This window comes from Myxococcus sp. CA023 (assembly GCF_010998615.1).
GTDB lineage: Bacteria > Myxococcota > Myxococcia > Myxococcales > Myxococcaceae > Myxococcus.
The window spans coordinates 49,474-66,160 of record NZ_JAAEAH010000057.1 but is presented as its reverse complement, the minus strand read 5'-3'; the positions used below and the strand labels follow the sequence as shown (position 1 = coordinate 66,160).

At 65.8% G+C, this 16,687-nt stretch carries 15 protein-coding genes; 12 read left to right on the top strand and 3 right to left on the bottom strand.

Annotation, left to right across the window (positions count from 1 at the left end; translation table 11 throughout):
* Positions 1-240: 240 nt before the first annotated feature.
* The 3 genes from F8M74_RS24285 to F8M74_RS24275 form a co-directional block, all read right to left on the bottom strand.
* Positions 241-660: a hypothetical protein gene (locus F8M74_RS24285; protein ID WP_140794798.1), complete on the bottom strand. Its 420-nt coding sequence runs from the start codon at positions 658-660 to the stop codon at positions 241-243.
* A gap of 56 nt (positions 661-716) precedes the next feature.
* Positions 717-1,760, bottom strand: a complete 1,044-nt coding sequence (locus F8M74_RS24280) for a diguanylate cyclase (RefSeq protein ID WP_141259046.1) — start codon at positions 1,758-1,760, stop codon at positions 717-719.
* Between the two features lie 110 nt (positions 1,761-1,870).
* Complete coding sequence (locus F8M74_RS24275) at positions 1,871-2,491, bottom strand: tRNA (guanosine(46)-N(7))-methyltransferase TrmB (RefSeq protein ID WP_140866025.1); 621 nt, start codon at positions 2,489-2,491, stop codon at positions 1,871-1,873.
* A gap of 75 nt (positions 2,492-2,566) precedes the next feature.
* Here F8M74_RS24275 and F8M74_RS24270 point away from each other — a divergent pair, with 75 nt between their 5' ends.
* The 12 genes from F8M74_RS24270 to F8M74_RS24215 all read left to right on the top strand — a co-directional run bounded on the left by F8M74_RS24270 (position 2,567) and on the right by F8M74_RS24215 (position 16,667).
* Positions 2,567-3,493, top strand: a complete 927-nt coding sequence (locus F8M74_RS24270) for a bifunctional riboflavin kinase/FAD synthetase (RefSeq protein WP_141259047.1) — start codon at positions 2,567-2,569, stop codon at positions 3,491-3,493.
* Between the two features lie 204 nt (positions 3,494-3,697).
* On the top strand, positions 3,698-5,398 hold the full coding sequence (gene pilB / locus F8M74_RS24265; RefSeq protein ID WP_011555739.1) for a type IV-A pilus assembly ATPase PilB: 1,701 nt from the start codon (positions 3,698-3,700) through the stop codon (positions 5,396-5,398).
* A gap of 41 nt (positions 5,399-5,439) precedes the next feature.
* Positions 5,440-6,555 (top strand): type IV pilus twitching motility protein PilT, encoded by a 1,116-nt coding sequence (locus tag F8M74_RS24260; protein WP_141259135.1) that lies wholly within the window; start codon positions 5,440-5,442, stop codon positions 6,553-6,555.
* 57 nt (positions 6,556-6,612) lie between these two features.
* The gene (locus F8M74_RS24255; protein WP_141259134.1) at positions 6,613-7,866 is read left to right on the top strand and encodes a type II secretion system F family protein; all 1,254 of its coding nucleotides are present in this window, start codon (positions 6,613-6,615) and stop codon (positions 7,864-7,866) included.
* Between the two features lie 61 nt (positions 7,867-7,927).
* Positions 7,928-9,460 (top strand): nitrogen regulation protein NR(II), encoded by a 1,533-nt coding sequence (locus F8M74_RS24250; RefSeq protein WP_141616932.1) that lies wholly within the window; start codon positions 7,928-7,930, stop codon positions 9,458-9,460.
* Positions 9,457-10,893, top strand: coding sequence for a sigma-54 dependent transcriptional regulator (locus tag F8M74_RS24245; RefSeq protein ID WP_141254827.1), 1,437 nt, complete (start codon positions 9,457-9,459; stop codon positions 10,891-10,893). The genes F8M74_RS24250 and F8M74_RS24245 overlap by 4 nt, the downstream gene beginning before the upstream one ends.
* A gap of 186 nt (positions 10,894-11,079) precedes the next feature.
* Entirely contained in the window at positions 11,080-11,739 is a 660-nt protein-coding gene (locus F8M74_RS24240) for a prepilin-type N-terminal cleavage/methylation domain-containing protein (protein WP_141254828.1), read from the top strand.
* Positions 11,740-11,842: 103 nt separating this feature from the next.
* Positions 11,843-12,754, top strand: coding sequence for an ABC transporter (locus F8M74_RS24235; protein WP_228560258.1), 912 nt, complete (start codon positions 11,843-11,845; stop codon positions 12,752-12,754).
* Positions 12,751-13,731: an ABC transporter ATP-binding protein gene (locus F8M74_RS24230; RefSeq protein ID WP_141254830.1), complete on the top strand. Its 981-nt coding sequence runs from the start codon at positions 12,751-12,753 to the stop codon at positions 13,729-13,731. The genes F8M74_RS24235 and F8M74_RS24230 overlap by 4 nt, the downstream gene beginning before the upstream one ends.
* Positions 13,731-14,498: an ABC transporter permease gene (locus F8M74_RS24225; protein ID WP_141254831.1), complete on the top strand. Its 768-nt coding sequence runs from the start codon at positions 13,731-13,733 to the stop codon at positions 14,496-14,498. The genes F8M74_RS24230 and F8M74_RS24225 overlap by 1 nt, the downstream gene beginning before the upstream one ends.
* Positions 14,499-14,521: 23 nt before the next feature.
* A complete protein-coding gene (locus F8M74_RS24220; RefSeq protein ID WP_141254832.1) occupies positions 14,522-15,529 on the top strand; it encodes an A24 family peptidase in 1,008 nt (335 codons plus the stop codon).
* A 16-nt stretch (positions 15,530-15,545) separates the two neighbouring features.
* Positions 15,546-16,667 carry a sensor histidine kinase gene (locus tag F8M74_RS24215; RefSeq protein WP_141254833.1) on the top strand — a complete coding sequence of 374 codons (1,122 nt, stop codon included), beginning with the start codon at positions 15,546-15,548 and terminating at the stop codon, positions 16,665-16,667.
* Positions 16,668-16,687: the final 20 nt, after the last annotated feature.

Genomic DNA, 16,687 nt, shown 5'->3' with positions numbered 1-16,687 from the left:
GTACCCGTGGGCACGGGGCGAGGCGTCGGCAGGGGCGCCGAGCCAGCAGTGGGCCGGGGCGTGGGCGCCACGCCCGTGGGGCGCGGGGTAGGCGTGGGGCGCGGCGTAGGCGCCGGAGCGGCAGTGCCGGGCGTCGTTGCCGGGCGCCGGATGACTTCGACCGCGGGAATCACCCGCCGTGTCTTCCTGTCGTTCACAGTCGTACGTTACCTGATGCGAGTTTTCCGGGCATGCCCGGCTTCACGGCTGGAGGGATGCTGAAAGGTCGACCTTCCACCCGGACGGCTCACGGACCATCCGGACCTCGTGGGAGCTTTCTCCCGCGCGCACGAGCACTGTCGCGACGTCTCCCTCCTCCCGGACCAGCGAGACCTCCGTAACATCCGGAGGCGGAGGGACATTCGCGAAGAAGAGGGCCATGGGCTCCGGTTTTTCTTCACCCCCGGAGGCCTCTCCCACCACCTGTGCACGCTGCGCCAGCGCGTCCTGGGTGGGCTTGGACAGCGCGCCCCACGCCTGCTGCAGCTCCCCTCGCTTCACCAGCCGGTGGAAGGACGTGTAGGCGTCCTGCGGGGTGCCGAAGCGCGGCCGGTTGCAGCCACCCAGGCCGAGCAGCAGGACCAGCGCTACCAGCCAGGGCATCGTCGCGGAGAGACGCATGGGGACAGGGGTTTAGGTCAAAGCGCCGCCGGGGGAAAGCCCGAGGTTCGGACATGTCACGCGGCGTGCTGATGGACGCGATTGCGGCCTGCTCCCTTGGCCGCATAGAGGCTGGCGTCGGCAGCCCGCAGCAGCGCCTCCGCGCTCGGGAGGTCGCTCGACGGCACCGTGGCCACGCCCAATGACGCGGTCAGCCGCACGCACTGCGGCTTGCCACTCCCGCCCACATGCTCCAGCTCCAGGGCGGCGATGGCGTCGCGCACCCGCTCGCAGACCCGGAGCGCGTCCGCGGGGCCTGTCTCCGGGAGCAGGGCGATGAACTCCTCGCCGCCGTAACGCGCCAGCAGGTCCACTTCCCGCAGCCGCGCCCGCGCCGTCTGGGCCACGGCCTTCAGCACGTGGTCCCCGAAGGGGTGCCCGAAGCTGTCGTTGATGCGCTTGAAGTGGTCGATGTCCAGCATCACCAGGGACAGGGGCGCTCCATAACGCCGCGAGCGGGCGAACTCGTCGTTCAGCCGCTCTTCAAAGGCGCGCCGGTTCGACAGGCCGGTGAGTGCATCCGTGCGGGTGAGCGCCAGCAGCTCTTCGCGCCGCGCCGCCAGCTCCTTGTTGGCGCGGTCCAGCTCCCGGTTCTTCTCCACCAGCGCGTCCTGCAACGCCTTCAGCCGCAGCATGGACTTCACGCGGGCTGACAGCTCGAGCATGTCGAAGGGCTTCACCAGATAGTCATCCGCCCCCAGCTCCAGTCCCTCCACCTTTCCCGCGGCCTGCCGGGCCGTCATGAGAATCACGGGGATGAAGCCGAAGCCGTCCTCGCCCGCGTTCGCCTTGATGATGCGGCACACCTCCACGCCACCCAGTCCCGGCATCTCCACGTCCATGAGGATGAGGTCGGGGCGGGACTCCCGGATGGCGGACAGCGCCTGGGCGCCGTCATGGGCCTCGGCGAAGACGTAACCGTGAGGGGCCAGTCCGTCGCGCACGTGCCGGATATGCACCGGGTCATCGTCCACGAGGAGCACCGTGCGGCCACTGAGTTCCCCTGCGGGGGGGGCACGGCGGGCGACCTCCAACGTCCTCTTCCGTTCGCCATCCGCCATGAATGTCTCGCCCCCGGTGCAATCGTCCCGCGTGCGGTGCGGGGTTGCCCGCAATTCTCACTGCCCGCACCGGGGATGCAAGAGGCTCGGCGCGCGCCCGTGGCGCGACGTCAGGCAGGCTTCAGTAGCCGCGCCCGATACACGGGCTCCCCGCTGGCCAGGTAGCGGCGCTCACGCGTGGAGGGCACTTCCTCCGGGTCATAGGGATGGAAAACACCTGAACCCAGGGGGTTCTTGAAACCAGCGGATTCCAGGATGGCGAGCATCGTCACGCCGCGGTCCTGGACGTCGGTGCGCATGTCGAAGAGTCCACCCGGTGCGAGCTTGCCGTACAGCAGCTCGGCGAAGGCGGGCTGAATCACGGCGCGCTTGGCGTGGGAGCGCTTCCACCAGGGGTCGGGGAACTGGAGGTGGATGGCGGCGAGCGAATCGGGCGCGAAGATGCGGGGCACGATGAAGCGGGCATCGGATTCGATGACGCGCAGGTTGCGCAGGCCCGCCTTGTCCGCGCGGTCCTGGGTGTCGCGCGCGTACTTCTTGCGCCACTCGAAGGCGACGAAGCGCACCTCGGGGTGGCGGCGGCAGTACTCCAGGGCGTGGCCGCCCGCGCCGGAGCCGATTTCCAGCTCGAGCGGTCCGCTGAAGCCGAATTCGGCGTCCCAGTCCGGCGGGGTCTCCTGGGTGACGAACTTGAGGCCGACGGGCTCGGGGAGCAGGCGAGGACGGGACATGGGCGGGCGCCACCAACCACGGCGACGACGGGTTTGGCCAGGGAAAAACGCGAGGCCTGGAGTATACGGGAGCCCATGAAGGTCTTCCCTGCGGTGGCGGACGCGGGCCGGGCGCTGGCCGGACAGGCACTCGCGCTGGGCAACTTCGACGGTGTGCACGTGGGCCATCAGGCCCTCTTCGCGGAGGCGCGCCGCCACGGGCGGGCCGCCGCCTTCACCTTCAATCCTCATCCAGGCAAGGTGCTCCAGCCGGAGCTGGCGCCGAAGCTCATCACCCTGCTGCCGCGCAAGCTGGAGCTGTTCGAGGAGCTCGGGCTGGACGCCGCGGTGGTGCAACCCTTCTCGCGCGAATACGCGCGCACGCCGCCCGCGGACTTCGAGGCGGCGCTCTTCGACGCGCTCGGCGTCGCGCACGTCGTGGTGGGCAGCGACTTCACCTACGGCTCGGCCCGGCGTGGCACCGCGGAGACGCTGCGCGAGGCCGCGGCCCGGCGTGGAGCCACGGTGCACGTGGTTCCGCCCGTCACGGTGGATGGCGTGGTGGCGTCGTCATCGCGCGTTCGCGAGTACATCCTGGAGGGGCGCGTGTCCGCGGCGCGGCGGCTGCTGGGCCGTCCCTTCGACCTGGACGGCACGGTGGTGACGGGCGCGGGGCGGGGGCGGGGCATCGGCTTTCCCACCGCGAACGTGGACACGCAGAACGAGCTGCGCCCCGCACCGGGTGTCTATGCCATCCGCGTCCACCTGCCGGGCGAGTCAAAGGGCACCTGGCATGGCGGTGCGGCGAACATCGGTGTGAAGCCTACCTTTGGCGGCACGGAGGTGACGATCGAAGCGCACCTGCTCGACTTCACCGGTGACCTGTACGGCAAGGAGCTGCGCGTGCAGTTCCTCGACCGCCTGCGCCCCGAGCAGCGTTTCGGTTCGGTGGTGGAGCTGACGGGGCAGATCAAGCGTGACGTGGAGGCCGCGCGCGCCGTGATTGCGCGCGAGGAGAGCTGAGCAATTTTCCCGTGTCCGTTCAACGGTTTGTGACAGCAGGGGAGCAGGCGAGGGCGCCTTGACGCGCGCGCGCGGCTCCCCTCTAATTCGCAATCAGGAACCGTGCCATGGGGTGTGGAACACCCGGGCACCGCTCCAGCGTCTTTGAGCTCGGAGGCGGGCCCCCGCCCGCTTCTTTCTTCTTCAAGGAAGAGGCATCAACGAATGTCCGGTCGACTCGGTGAACTGCTGGTTCGCGAGAACCTCATCTCCGTGCAGCAGCTGCGCAAGGCCCAGGAAGAGCAGCAGAAGAACGGCACGCGCATCGGCACCGCGCTCGTCAAGACGGGCGCCATCGAGGAGTCGAAGCTGACCGACTTCCTCTCCAAGCAATATGGCGTGCCGGCCATCAACCTGAAGGACTTCGACGTCGAGCCGGACATCATCAAGCTGGTGCCGAAGGAAGTGGCGGAGAAGCACCTGGTGGTGCCCGTCAACCGCGCGGGCCCGTCGCTCATCGTGGCCATGTGCGACCCGTCCAACATCTTCGCGGTGGACGACCTGAAGTTCCTCACCGGCTACAACATCGAGACGGTGGTCGCCTCCGAGGTCTCCATCCGCGAGGCCATCGAGCGCTACTACGCGGAGAAGGGCCCGTCGCTGGAGGACATCGTCGGCGACGTCGGTGACGACATCGAGGTCACCAAGGAAGAGACGGAGAACATCGATGAGATGGCCAAGGCCGCGGACGACGCGCCCGTGGTCAAGCTGGTGAACCTCATCCTCATGGACGCCATCAAGAAGCGCGCGTCCGATATCCACGTCGAGCCCTACGAGAAGGACTTCCGCGTCCGCTTCCGCATCGACGGTGTGATGTACGAGGTGATGCGCCCGCCGATGAAGCTGCGCAACGCGATCACCTCGCGTTTGAAGATCATGGCCTCGCTGGACATCTCCGAGCGGCGCCTGCCGCAGGACGGCCGCATCAAGATCAAGATGGGCGGCGGCAAGGAGATGGACTTCCGCGTGAGCGTGTGTCCCACGCTCTTCGGCGAGAAGGTCGTGATGCGTCTGCTCGACAAGAGCAACCTCCAGCTCGACATGACGAAGCTGGGCTTCGACGCGCAGCCGCTGGCCTGGTTCAAGGAGGCCATCGACCGGCCCTACGGCATGGTGCTGGTGACGGGCCCCACGGGCTCGGGCAAGACGACGACGCTGTACTCGGCGCTCTCCAGCCTCAACGGCCTGGACACCAACATCTGCACCGCGGAGGACCCGGTCGAGTTCAACTTCGCCGGCATCAATCAGGTGCAGATGCATGACGACATCGGCCTGAACTTCGCCGCGGCGCTGCGCTCCTTCCTCCGCCAGGATCCGGACATCATCATGATTGGTGAGATCCGCGACTTCGAGACGGCGGAAATCGGCGTGAAGGCGGCGCTCACGGGCCACCTGGTGCTCTCCACGCTGCACACCAACGACGCCCCGGGCACGGTGAGCCGTCTGCTCAACATGGGCATCGAGCCGTTCCTCGTGACGGCCTCGCTGAACCTCATCCTCGCCCAGCGTCTGGCGCGCCGTCTGTGCCCGGCCTGCAAGAAGCCGGCGGAGAACGTGGACGAGCAGGCGCTCATCGACGCTGGTGTTCCGCCGGACAAGATTGGCACCTTCACGATGTACGAGAAGGTCGGCTGCCGCGACTGCAACGACCGTGGCTACCGCGGCCGCGTGGCCATCTACGAGGTCATGCCCTTCTGGGACGGCCTTAAGGAACTGGTCATCAACGGCGCCTCCGCCGCGGAGCTGAAGCAGGAGGCCATCCGCCTGGGCATGAGCAGCCTGCGCATGAGCGGTCTTCGCAAGATGATGGACGGCGCCACCACGTTGGAAGAGGTGGTGGGAAACACCGCCCCGGACCGCTTCTAGTCAACCTCCCCCACCGCACTCCCCCCGAAGGACATCCCCCCGTGGCCAACCTGCACCAGCTCCTCAAGGCGATGGTCGAGAAGGGCGCTTCCGACCTCCACGTCACCACCGGCTCTCCGCCGCAGCTTCGCGTCGACGGCGAGCTCGTTCCCTTGAAGACGGCGCCGCTGACTCCGGTGGAGACGAAGCAGCTCTGCTACTCCATCCTCACGGACGCCCAGAAGCACAAGTTCGAGGAGGACAACGAGCTGGACCTGTCCTTCGGCGTGAAGGGCCTGTCGCGCTTCCGCGCCAACATCTTCATGCAGCGTGGCGCGGTCGCCGCGGCGTTCCGGACCATTCCCTTCAAGATTTTGACGTTCCAGGAGCTGGGGCTGCCGCCGGTGGTGGCGGAGCTGGTGAAGAAGTCGCGCGGGCTCATCCTGGTGACGGGCCCTACGGGCTCGGGCAAGTCCACCACACTGGCCTCGATGATCGACAAGATCAACACCGAGCGTCATGAGCACATCATGACCATCGAGGACCCCATCGAGTATCTGCACCCGCACAAGAACTGCCTCGTGAATCAGCGCGAGGTGGGCGCGGACACGCGGAACTTCAAGACGGCCCTCAAGTACATCCTCCGACAGGACCCGGACATCGTGCTCGTCGGTGAGCTCCGCGACCTGGAGACCATCGAAGCGGCGCTCACCATCGCTGAGACGGGTCACATCTGCTACGCGACGCTACACACCAATAGCGCGGTGCAGACCATCAACCGCGTGCTGGACGTGTTCCCGCCGTACCAGCAGCCGCAGGTCCGCGCGCAGATGTCCTTTGTGCTGGAAGGCGTGATGAGCCAGGCGCTGGTGGCGAAGGCGGGCGGCCCCGGTCGTATCCTGGCGCTGGAGGTGATGGTGCCCAACCCCGCAATCCGGAACCTCATTCGAGAGGACAAGGTCCACCAGATCTACTCGTCCATGCAGGTCGGCCAGGCGAAGTTCGGCATGCAGACCTTCAACCAGGCCCTGGCGGCGCTGCTGCTGCGGCGGCTCATCACCCAGGACGAGGCCTTCGGGCGCTCTACTGATCCTGATGAACTGCGCAACATCCTGGCCACGGGCGGCGGGACCCTGCCCGGGATGCAGCGACCAGGCGGGGGAGCGGGTGGTCGTTAGTTCCGGGATTCGGAATTCAGCGGTTAGAGTGGCGCGGCACCCGCGGAGGTCCAGCTCATGGCAGCCCCAGCAGTGAAGTCGGCATCAACTCCCAAGAAGGTCACCGCCCAGTTCCTCTGGGAGGCGAAGACCAAGAGCGGGGAGTCGAAAAAGGGTGAGATGGAGGCGATGGACGTCGAGGCCGTCAACGCGCGCCTCAAGTCCCTCGGACTGAACCCCGTCAAGGTGCGCAGGAAGGGCCTGCTGGACGGGGACATCTCCATCCCCGGCCTGGGCGGCGTCGAAGGCAAGGACATCCTCGTCTTCACCCGTCAGTTCGCCACGATGATCGACGCCGGCCTTCCGCTGGTGCAGTGCCTCGACATCCTGGCCAGCCAGATGGACAACCCTTCCTTCAAGAAGGTGTTGTTCGCCATCAAGGGTAAGGTGGAGCAGGGTAGCACCTTCGCGGATGCGCTGAAGGAGCACCCCAAGGTCTTCGACGAACTCTACGTCCAGCTCTGCGCGGCAGGTGAGGTGGGCGGTATCCTCGACGCCATCCTCAACCGGCTCGCGGCGTACCGGGAAAAGAACGAGAAGCTCAAGTCCAAGGTCAAGAGCGCGATGACCTACCCGGTCATCGTCATCCTGGTGGCCATCGGCGTGACGGCGGTGCTGCTGCTGAAGGTGACGCCCGTCTTCGAGAAGATGTTCGCGGACTTCGGCTCGGAGCTGCCGGGGCCGACGCAGATGATCGTGAACTTCTCGCACATAGCGCAAGAGTACTTCTTCCATGCCGTTGGCTCGATTGCCGCGGTGGTGATGTCCTTCACGTGGAGCTACCGCCAGCCGCGTGGCCGGAAGTTCTGGGACAAGGTGTTCCTCTTCATGCCCGTCTTCGGCCCCGTGCTCCGCAAGGTGGCCGTAGCCCGGTTCACCCGCACGCTGGGCACCATGATCTCCTCGGGCGTGCCCATCCTGGACGCGCTGGACGTCACCGCGAAGACGGCCGGTAACCGCACGGTGGAAGACGCCATCATCTACGTCCGCGGGAAGATCGCCGAGGGCAAGAACATCGCGGGCCCCCTGGCCGAGACGAAGGTGTTCCCGTCGATGGTGGTGCAGATGATCGGCGTGGGTGAGGCGACGGGTGCCATGGACACCATGCTCAACAAGATCGCCGACTTCTACGATGACGAAGTGGACGCGGCCATCAACAGCCTCACGGCGATGATTGAGCCGGTCCTCATGGTGTTCCTCGGCGGCGTGGTCGGTGGCTTCCTCATCGGCATGTATCTGCCGATCTTCTCGCTTGCCGGCGCCATCCAGTAGGTCAGCAGCGGTGGGAGCGCGCCCGTCAGAGAGGGGCGCTTTTCGTTCGCGGCTCGTGTGGTTGGTGTTGTTCCGCACGGTCGCCGCGAGCCTCTCGCTCGTCATCACCCTGGCGCGGCTTCTCCTTCATCCTTCCCAGGGGCTGAATCACGCGGACACCCTGTCGCTCGCGGTCATCATCATCGCATACGTGTCGACGGTGGTGGTGGGGCTGCGGCTGCGCAAGGGGCAGGGGGGGCTCGGGGACGCCTGGGTGCAGGTCGTGGGCGACGTCGTCATCGCCACCGGCCTCGTGTACCTCAGCGGTGGCTCGGACTCGCCCCTGACGTTTCTCTACAGCCTGGCCGTCATCGGCGCGTCGGTCGTCCTGGACCGCCGAGGCGCGCTCTGGGCTGCTGCTGCGTCTGCCCTGTGTTTCGGGGCCTTGGTCATGGGCTCACGACTCCTGGACGGCGAGTCTGGTGGGCTGATGCCGCCCACGCGGGTGCTCTTCGTCCTGGGCAGCAACTCCCTGGCCCTGGGCCTCATCGCTGTACTGTCGGGCTATCTCTCACGTCAGCTCTCCGCGACAGGTGGCGCCCTGTCGGCTCGCGAGGCGGACCTCCAGCGGTTGGGGCGGCTTCAACAGCAGATTCTCTCCTCCATGCCCTCGGGGCTGGCGACGTGTGATGCGCAGCGCCGCGTGACGTATGTCAATCCCGCCGGTTGCGGAATCCTCCAGGTCGACCCCACTCAGGTCGCTGGCGTCGAAGTCGAAGCGCTTCTTCCTGGCGTTTCGGTCCTGGCGCCTCGATCTCCTCGCAGTGAATTGGTGGTGGGAAAGGGCGCGAAACGGCGCATCCTGGGGCTGTCGGTAACGCCACTGGAGGGTGAGCCCGGGGCCTTGCTCATGGTCTTCCAGGACCTCACCCAGCTCCGCCGGATGGAGGATGACCTGAAGAGGGCCGATCGGCTCGCCAGCCTGGGCGCACTCTCTGCGCAACTGGCGCACGAACTGCGCAACCCGCTGGCGTCCATGCGCGGCTCGGCGCAGTTGCTGGCCCAGGATGCACGGGATGACGTGGCCCAGAAGCTCACCAACATCTTGATGCGCGAGTCGGATCGTCTGGCACGGCTCGTCGAGGATTTCCTGCGCTTTGCTCGTCCCCCGGTGCCCAGCTTGCGGAGGGTTCCGCTTGCCTCGCTCGTGACGGAAACCATGGACATGCTCCGGGTGGACCCACTGGCACGTGACGTGCGGGTCGAAGTCACCGCGCCCGAGCCCCTCCCGGTCTCGGTTGACCCGGATCAGCTGCGGCAGGTGCTCATCAACCTCGTGCGCAACGGGTTCCTGGCCGCAGGCCCGCGCGGTGAGGTGAAGGTCGCGCTGACTCGGAGCGAGAATGAGGCGAGAATCCGCATCTGGGACTCGGGGGGGAGCATCACGGAGGAGATGATGGGGCACTTGTTCGAGCCGTTCTTCACCACACGCGATGGCGGCACGGGGCTGGGGTTGTCCACCGCGCACTCCATCATCCGGGCTCACGGCGGCTCCATCCGGGTGCGCTCGAACCGAGATGAGGGCACCGAGTTCGTGGTGGGGTTGCCGCTGTGACATCCGCACAGGGAGGGGACCTGGGGTCGCGCGGCCACATCCTGGTGGTCGATGACGAGCTGTCCATGCGTGAGTACCTCGAACTATTGCTTCAGCGGGAGGGGTACTCGGTGACGAGCGTGGCCGGTGTGAAGGCCGCATGTGATGTGCTGGCCCTGGACGGGGTGGACCTGGTCATCTCCGACTTGAAGCTGGGCACCGGCAGTGGCCTCGACGTCCTGCGGGCGGCTCGGGCCCGGCCGGCTTCTCCCGAGGTGGTGCTCATCACCGCCTATGGCACGCCCGCGGCCGCGGTCGAGGCGATGCGGGAAGGCGCGTACGACTACATCTGCAAGCCCTTCGACAACGAGGAGTTGCGGCTCCTGGTGCAGAAGGCGCTGGAGAAGCGGACGCTTCGTCAGGAGAACAGTGGGCTCAGGGCTCGGCTGTTTCCCGGCCTGGATGGCGCGGTGGGACAGAGCGAGCGCATGCAGGCGGTCTGGGCCTTGGTGGAGAAGGTCGCCTCTGGCCGCAGCACGGTGCTGGTGACGGGGGAGAGCGGGACGGGGAAGGAACTGGTGGCGCGGGCCATCCATATGCGAGGTAATCGAGCCGCGCGTCCCTTCCTGCCCTTCAACTGCGCGGCGTTGAACGAGGGGACGCTGGAGAGCGAGCTCTTCGGTCATGTGAAGGGGGCATTTACTGGTGCAACTACCGACCGCTCTGGCCTCCTGGTGGCCGCAGGCGACGGCACCGTCATGTTGGACGAGGTCGGGGAGATGCCGCTCGCGACGCAGGTGAAGCTGCTTCGTGTGCTCCAGGAGCGGAAGGTGAAGCCGGTCGGCAGCGCCGCGGAGATTCCCTTTCAGGCGCGTGTCATCGCGGCAACGAACCGGCGGCTCGAAGCCGAAGTAAAGGCCGGACGCTTTCGTGAGGACCTCTTCTACCGGCTCAACGTCATCACGTTGGAGCTGCCGCCGCTGCGCGAGCGTTCCGGCGACGTGTCGTTGCTGGCGAACTACTTCCTGTCCAGACTGTCGGAGGAGTTGGGGCGACCCGGTCTGCGTTTCTCCCCCGAGACACTGGGGCTATTGGAGCGCTATCCCTTCCCAGGCAACGTGCGGCAGCTGCAGAACATGGTGGAGCGGGCTGCGACCCTGTCGGATTCAGACCTCCTGGGGCCCTCCACGCTTCCACCCGCAGTGCGGGGTGATACAGACCCCGCCGTGCGTCCCGTGGAGGGCAGTGAGCCAGGGCTGGGGGCGGGCTTCAACCTGGAGCGGCATCTCGACGACAGCGAGCGGCGCTATCTCGTCGCGGCGATGAAGCAGGCCGGGGGCGTGAAGACCCGTGCTGCGGAGTTGCTGGGCCTTTCGTTCCGTTCATTCCGCTACCGGTTGGCCAAGCATGGGCTGACGGATGACTTGGAGCCCGGGAGCGCTTCGGATGCGTAGGCTGATCGACAGTTATCGTCAGCGTCACTGCCGAATTTTGTCAGCCCTGGACCGACCCTCGCGGAGGCGATTGCTCCAAGCCTTGAGAATTGGGGGGCTTGGCGCGCGCACCTGGGTTGGCATGCGTAGTGCTAAGCCCATCTGCGGGCGCAGTGCCCCCCGTTGCAACCTTCACTGAGGACCCCCATGCGCGTCTCGCGATTCAACCCCCGCAACCGTGGCTTCACGCTCATCGAGCTCATGATCGTGGTCGCCATCATCGGCATCCTGGCCGCCATCGCCATCCCGAACTTCATCAAGTTCCAGGCCCGCTCGAAGCAGTCCGAGGCGAAGACGAACCTCAAGGCGCTGTATACGGCTCAGAAGTCCTTCTTCTCTGAGAAGGACCGTTATTCTGAGTTCGCGAACGAGATTGGCTTCGCGCCGGAGCGTGGCAACCGTTACGGCTATCGCGTGTCGGTCGGTGGCGCGTGCGAGACTCGTGCTAACTCGACGCTGGGCGCCGCCGGTGGTGCGATTTCCTGCATTGAGAACGACTCGTTCCGGTTCGGCACGGGCTCCGTTATTAATGATCCGACCCCGGTCACTGCCACCTTCACTACGGACGTGCCTGACATGGCGGCGACCTTCGGCGTCCTTCCTGCCGTGGATGATTGCCCCAACTGCAACTTCTTCGCGGGCGCTCGCGGCAATGCGGACAACGAGGAGTCCTACGATGACTGGGTGATCGCCGGCTTCGAGGGCACTGGCAACGTGGGGCCTTGCTCTGAGTCCGGCAACGTCGCATCGGGGAGCCCGTACAACACCCGCAACGACGTCGCTTGCGACGGCACCGACGGTACTTGATCGAAGCTGAGCAGGGATGAGCGGTGGCCATGCCACTGTTCTTGGGGGGCCGCCTTCCTGTCGAGGAGGGTGGCCCTTCGCAATTTTGCAACCCAGGATGAAAATGCGGATCGTCGTGCTGTGTCTCGCTGCTTGCCTCATCGCGCTGCTGGCTGACAAGCCAGCGAAACCTCTGCGCACCAAGGACGGCCCCATTCTTCCCCGCAGGGAGTTGCTGGAGGTTGTTGGGGCAGGTCAGAAGCCGCTCCTGGCGGACTTCTACTGGCTCCAAGCCATCCAGCAGGTCGGCCGTGCGAATACGGATACCGAGTACAGGGACGTGTACTTCTACGCTGACCTGGCGACAGACCTCGATCCCAAGTTCAGGTATGTCTATGAATGGGGGGCCGTTACCACGCCCTTCAACCTGGGACGCGAGCAGTGGGTGAACACGGACCTGTCGTCCCGGCTGCTGAGCAAGGGACTGACCCAGTTCCCGGACGACCGCCGTTTCCTGTTCCAACTGGCCTATAACAAGATGACCTACGATGGGGACTACAAGGCGGCCGCTGACCTCCTCATGAAGTTATCGAAGTTCCCGGATACACCGCGATATCTGCCGCAGCTCGCGACTCGCCTGTATGCGCAGGCCGGGAGTTTTGACGCGGGCCTGCACATGGCGGAGATGCTACGCGACAGCGCTGAGGACGCCGAGTCGCGAGCCTTCTATGAACACCGCATCGAGGAACTCCTGCGTGAGCGTGTACTCACGCAAATTGATGACGCCATCAAGGCGTATCAGCAGAATCGCGGGGAGCGGCCCAAGTCAGTTTCTGTCCTGGTGAGGATGGGCTATTTGATGCAGATGCCCGTGGACCCTTTGGAGGGACAGTTCTTCATCGACAGGCGAGGCCGCGCACGCTCTACGTCGGGGCTCTACAGGTTGGAGATGTACGACCAGGCGAAGAAGGATGAGTTGAAGGAAGACCTCGCGGCGGGTGGGATTCAGCTTGATGAGATGGGGGAGGCGCCATGACAGCCCCAGCTGCGCATGATTCGAGTCTTCCTGTTTCCATCCGTGGATTGTCCAAGACCTACCGTGTGGGCTTCTTCCTCAACAATCAGGTCAAGGCTCTTCAGGGATTGGACCTGGAGATTGCGCCGGGCCAAGTCTATGGACTGCTGGGCCCCAACGGCGCCGGTAAGTCCACGACTATCAAGATCCTCATGGGCTTGGTGCGGGCGTCCCAGGGGCAGGCACTACTGTTTGGTGAGCCACCGGACCGACCGCATGTGCGGCGTCAGGTGGGATTCCTACCCGAAAACCCCTCGCTCTACGAGTACCTGACCGGGCGGGAGTTCGTAACATTGGCCGGACGCATCTTTGGACTGAGCGGCCATGACCTGGACCAGCGCGTGGAGCGAGTGCTCGGTGAAGTAGGCATGGGCCGGGCGTCCAACCTGCAGATTCGCCGCTACTCCAAGGGCATGGTCCAGCGTACGGCGCTGGCTCAGGCGCTCATCAGCGGGCCTCGCCTGCTGGTGTTGGACGAGCCTACGTCTGGTTTGGATCCGCTGGGGCGCAGGCAGATGCGTGACCTCATCCTGGCCGAGCGCCAGAAGGGAACGACCATTCTATTCTGTACGCACATCATCTCCGACGTGGAGTCGCTCTGTGACCGCGTGGTGGTGCTGGTGGGCGGACGGCGTGTCCAGGAAGGGAGTGTGCAGGAGTTGGTGTCCGCGAAAGCACCCTCCGTGGAGATGGTGGTGCACGGGCTTCCGCTGGAGCAGCTTCAGTCGCTGGGCTTCGCGTATGAGCAGGCGCAGCAACTGGACAGCCGTGTCCTGCTGAGAGTCCCGGATTCCGATTCGCACGGCCTGCTTCAATCCGTCATCAGCAAGGGCGGTCGCGTCAGCCGGGTGCAGCCCGCGCGGTTCTCCTTGGAGGACCTCTTCCTGGACGCGATGAAGCAAGCCGGTGGGCAGACGGTGGGCGGGGAGATTCAGTGATGGGTGCTTTCGCCGCCATGGCGTGGAACGGATTTCGCGAGGCACGTCGCAACCGGGTAACGGTGCTGGTTGCGGCCTTTGCGCTCCTGCTGCTCTTCGCGACCACGCTCATCACCGAGGTCACCGTCAGTACCTTTGACAGAGTGGTGACTGATTTTGGCCTCGGGGTGATGAGCCTGCTCCTGGTCTTCCTCGCCATCTATCTGTCGTCAGGGCTCATCAGCCGTGAAATCGAGCGGCGGACCATCTTCTTGATGGTGTCCAAGCCGCTGTCTCGGACCCGGTTCCTGCTAGCCCGGCTTGCGGGCAACATGCTCACCTTGGGTGTGCTGCTGCTGGCCATGACACTGCTGTTCTGGGTCGAACTCGTCCTGCACCGCTCACCCATCACCCAGCCTCAGATGGCTGCTCTCTGGGGGCTCTATCTGGAGCTCTTCGTCCTCACCAGCGCTGGTTTCCTGATGTCGACCTTCGCCAGCCAGCTCGTCTCCGCCCTGGTGACAACGGGGTTGTACTTCGCCGGCCATCTCTGCTCGGACATCTACAACCTCGGGGTGAAGTCGAAGGCCGAGTTCGTGCAGTGGATCAGCAAAGGCACCTACTACGCGCTGCCCAACCTGGAGCGGCTGAACTTCCGGCCGCGCGCCACCTATGCCATCGAGGTGACGGCGGCTGAGTTGGGGACGGCCACCCTCTACGCTTTGGGATGGGGAGCGCTGTTCTGCGTGCTCGCGGCGATTGTGTTCGAGCGGCGCGACTTCCGCTGAAGCTCGGGTAGGATGCGTCCCCTGTGACGCATTCCTCCCTGCCGGGATACTTGGGGCCCCTGTTCGCCGTGTTCCTGTTCGTGCTCGGCTTGTGCGTGGGCAGCTTCCTCAACGTCGTCATCGCCCGGGTTCCGCTGGACCAGAGCATCGTTCGCCCGCGTTCGCGCTGCCCCAGGTGCGGGCACGTCCTGGCCTGGTACGAGAACATCCCGCTGCTGTCCTGGCTGGCACTGCGGGCGCGTTGTCGCGGCTGTGCCGCGCCCATCTCCGTGCGCTACCCGATGGTGGAGCTGCTGACAGGGCTTCTCTACTTCGCTTGCCTGCGCCGCTTTGGCTGGACGTACGAGTTGGTTCCGGCGTTGGTACTCGTGTCGCTGCTGGTGCCGCTCGCCTTCATCGACCTGGACCACTGGATACTGCCGCTGTCCATGACGGTGTCGGGCATGCTGGCGGGGCTCGTCCTCTCGCTCCCACTGGGGATGGAGGCCTTCCGTGACGCGCTGATTGGCGCAGCAGTGGGTTTTCTTTCGTTCCGGCTGATGGAGTACGTGGGGTGGAGGGTGTTCCAGCGGGAAGCCCTGGGCGCGGGGGACAAGTACCTCGTTGCCATGCTGGGGGCGTTCCTGACGTGGCGCGCGCTGCTGGGGGTCCTCTTGTTCGCCTCCATGCAAGGGGCCGTGGTGGGCATCCTGATGCTGCTGCTGACGGGGCGGGCGGGGCCTCGTGCTGAGGGCGCCCAGGAGGAGCCCGAGGGGGAGCTTCCCCCGCTCACGATGACCTGGGAGTTCATGCAGCCAGGTCTCCCGCTCTGGAAGCGATTTTTGCTGGTCCCCTTGTGCATCCTGGTTCAGCCCATCCCCGACGCCCCTTTGGACGAGGCGGGAGAAGAGGAAGAATGGGTTCCCGAGCGCACCAGCATTCCCTTCGGGCCATGGCTGGCCCTCGCGGGGCTGGAGCTCCTGCTGCTGGGGCCCTGGCTGTCACGTGTCCTGCCCGCGGACATCGCCATGATGCTGGGCGGCCTGCCATGACGGGAGTGGGGATGCGATGAAGTGGCGGATTGCCAGCGTCGCGTTCCTGTTGGGCTCCCTGTCGTCGGGGCTCACCTGGTTGTCCGTGCAGCCAGTGCTCCTCCGTCTGCTGGACGCGCTCCGTCGCTGGGTGCCCGAAGGGAGCACGGAGGACGAGGCCCTGTCGCGGGTGCGAAGCATCCTTCCCTGGGTGTTGGGGCTGGACCTGGCTGCGTTGACGGTCCTCACCTACGTGGTGTTGGACCTGATGGTGGGACGCCCCCTGCGCCGCACGGAGGCAGCGGTCGAGCAATTCGGACGCTTGGAGTGGGAGCCGCACCTGGTTCCGACTCAGGGCGGTACGCTGGTATCCCGCATCCAACGCGCGCTGAATCGGATGGCGGAGGCACTCCGTGAGGAGCAGGCGCTCACGCGCGCACAGATGGCGTCACTTCGTGAGTCCAACGCTCAGTTGGCTCGTACTCAGACGGAGTTGGTGGCCTCGGAGCGGTTGGCGACAGTCGGACGCTTGGCGGCCGGCGTCGCGCACGAGGTGGGCAACCCCCTGGCAGGAATCCTCGGTTACGTGTCCTTGGCCCGGGCCAAGGCGGATACGCCCGAGCTGAAGGACTTCCTCGAGCGCATCGACCACGAGGTGCAGCGCATCGACCGCATCATCCGGGGCTTGTTGGACCTGGGGCGCCCCGGCACGGCCGCGCTGGGCCCGGTGGATACTGCCGCAGTGGTGGAGACCTGCGTGCGCCTGGTACGCGCCGCACCGGAGTTGACGGGGGTGACCGTGGAACTGGCGTTGGAGCCCGGGTTGCTCGCCAGGGCGGATCCCGGGCCGCTCTCGCAGATCGTCATCAACCTGCTGCTCAACGCTGCCCAGGCCATGGGGGGGCAGGGGCGCGTACGGGTTTCCACGCGGAGCGCGGCTGGCGAGGTCCGGTTGCTCGTGGAGGATTCTGGCACAGGCATCCCCGAGGACGTGATGCCACGCCTGTTCGAGCCCTTCTTCACGACCAAGGGGCGCGAAGGAACGGGACTGGGACTGGCGGTGTCGCAGAGGCTGGCGCAAGTTATGGGCGGGCGGCTCGAAGCGGAGAACGTCCCGGGCGGTGGAGCCCGCTTCACCGTGTGCTTGCCCGTACCCTGAGGAAAAGGAGTGGCCGTGCC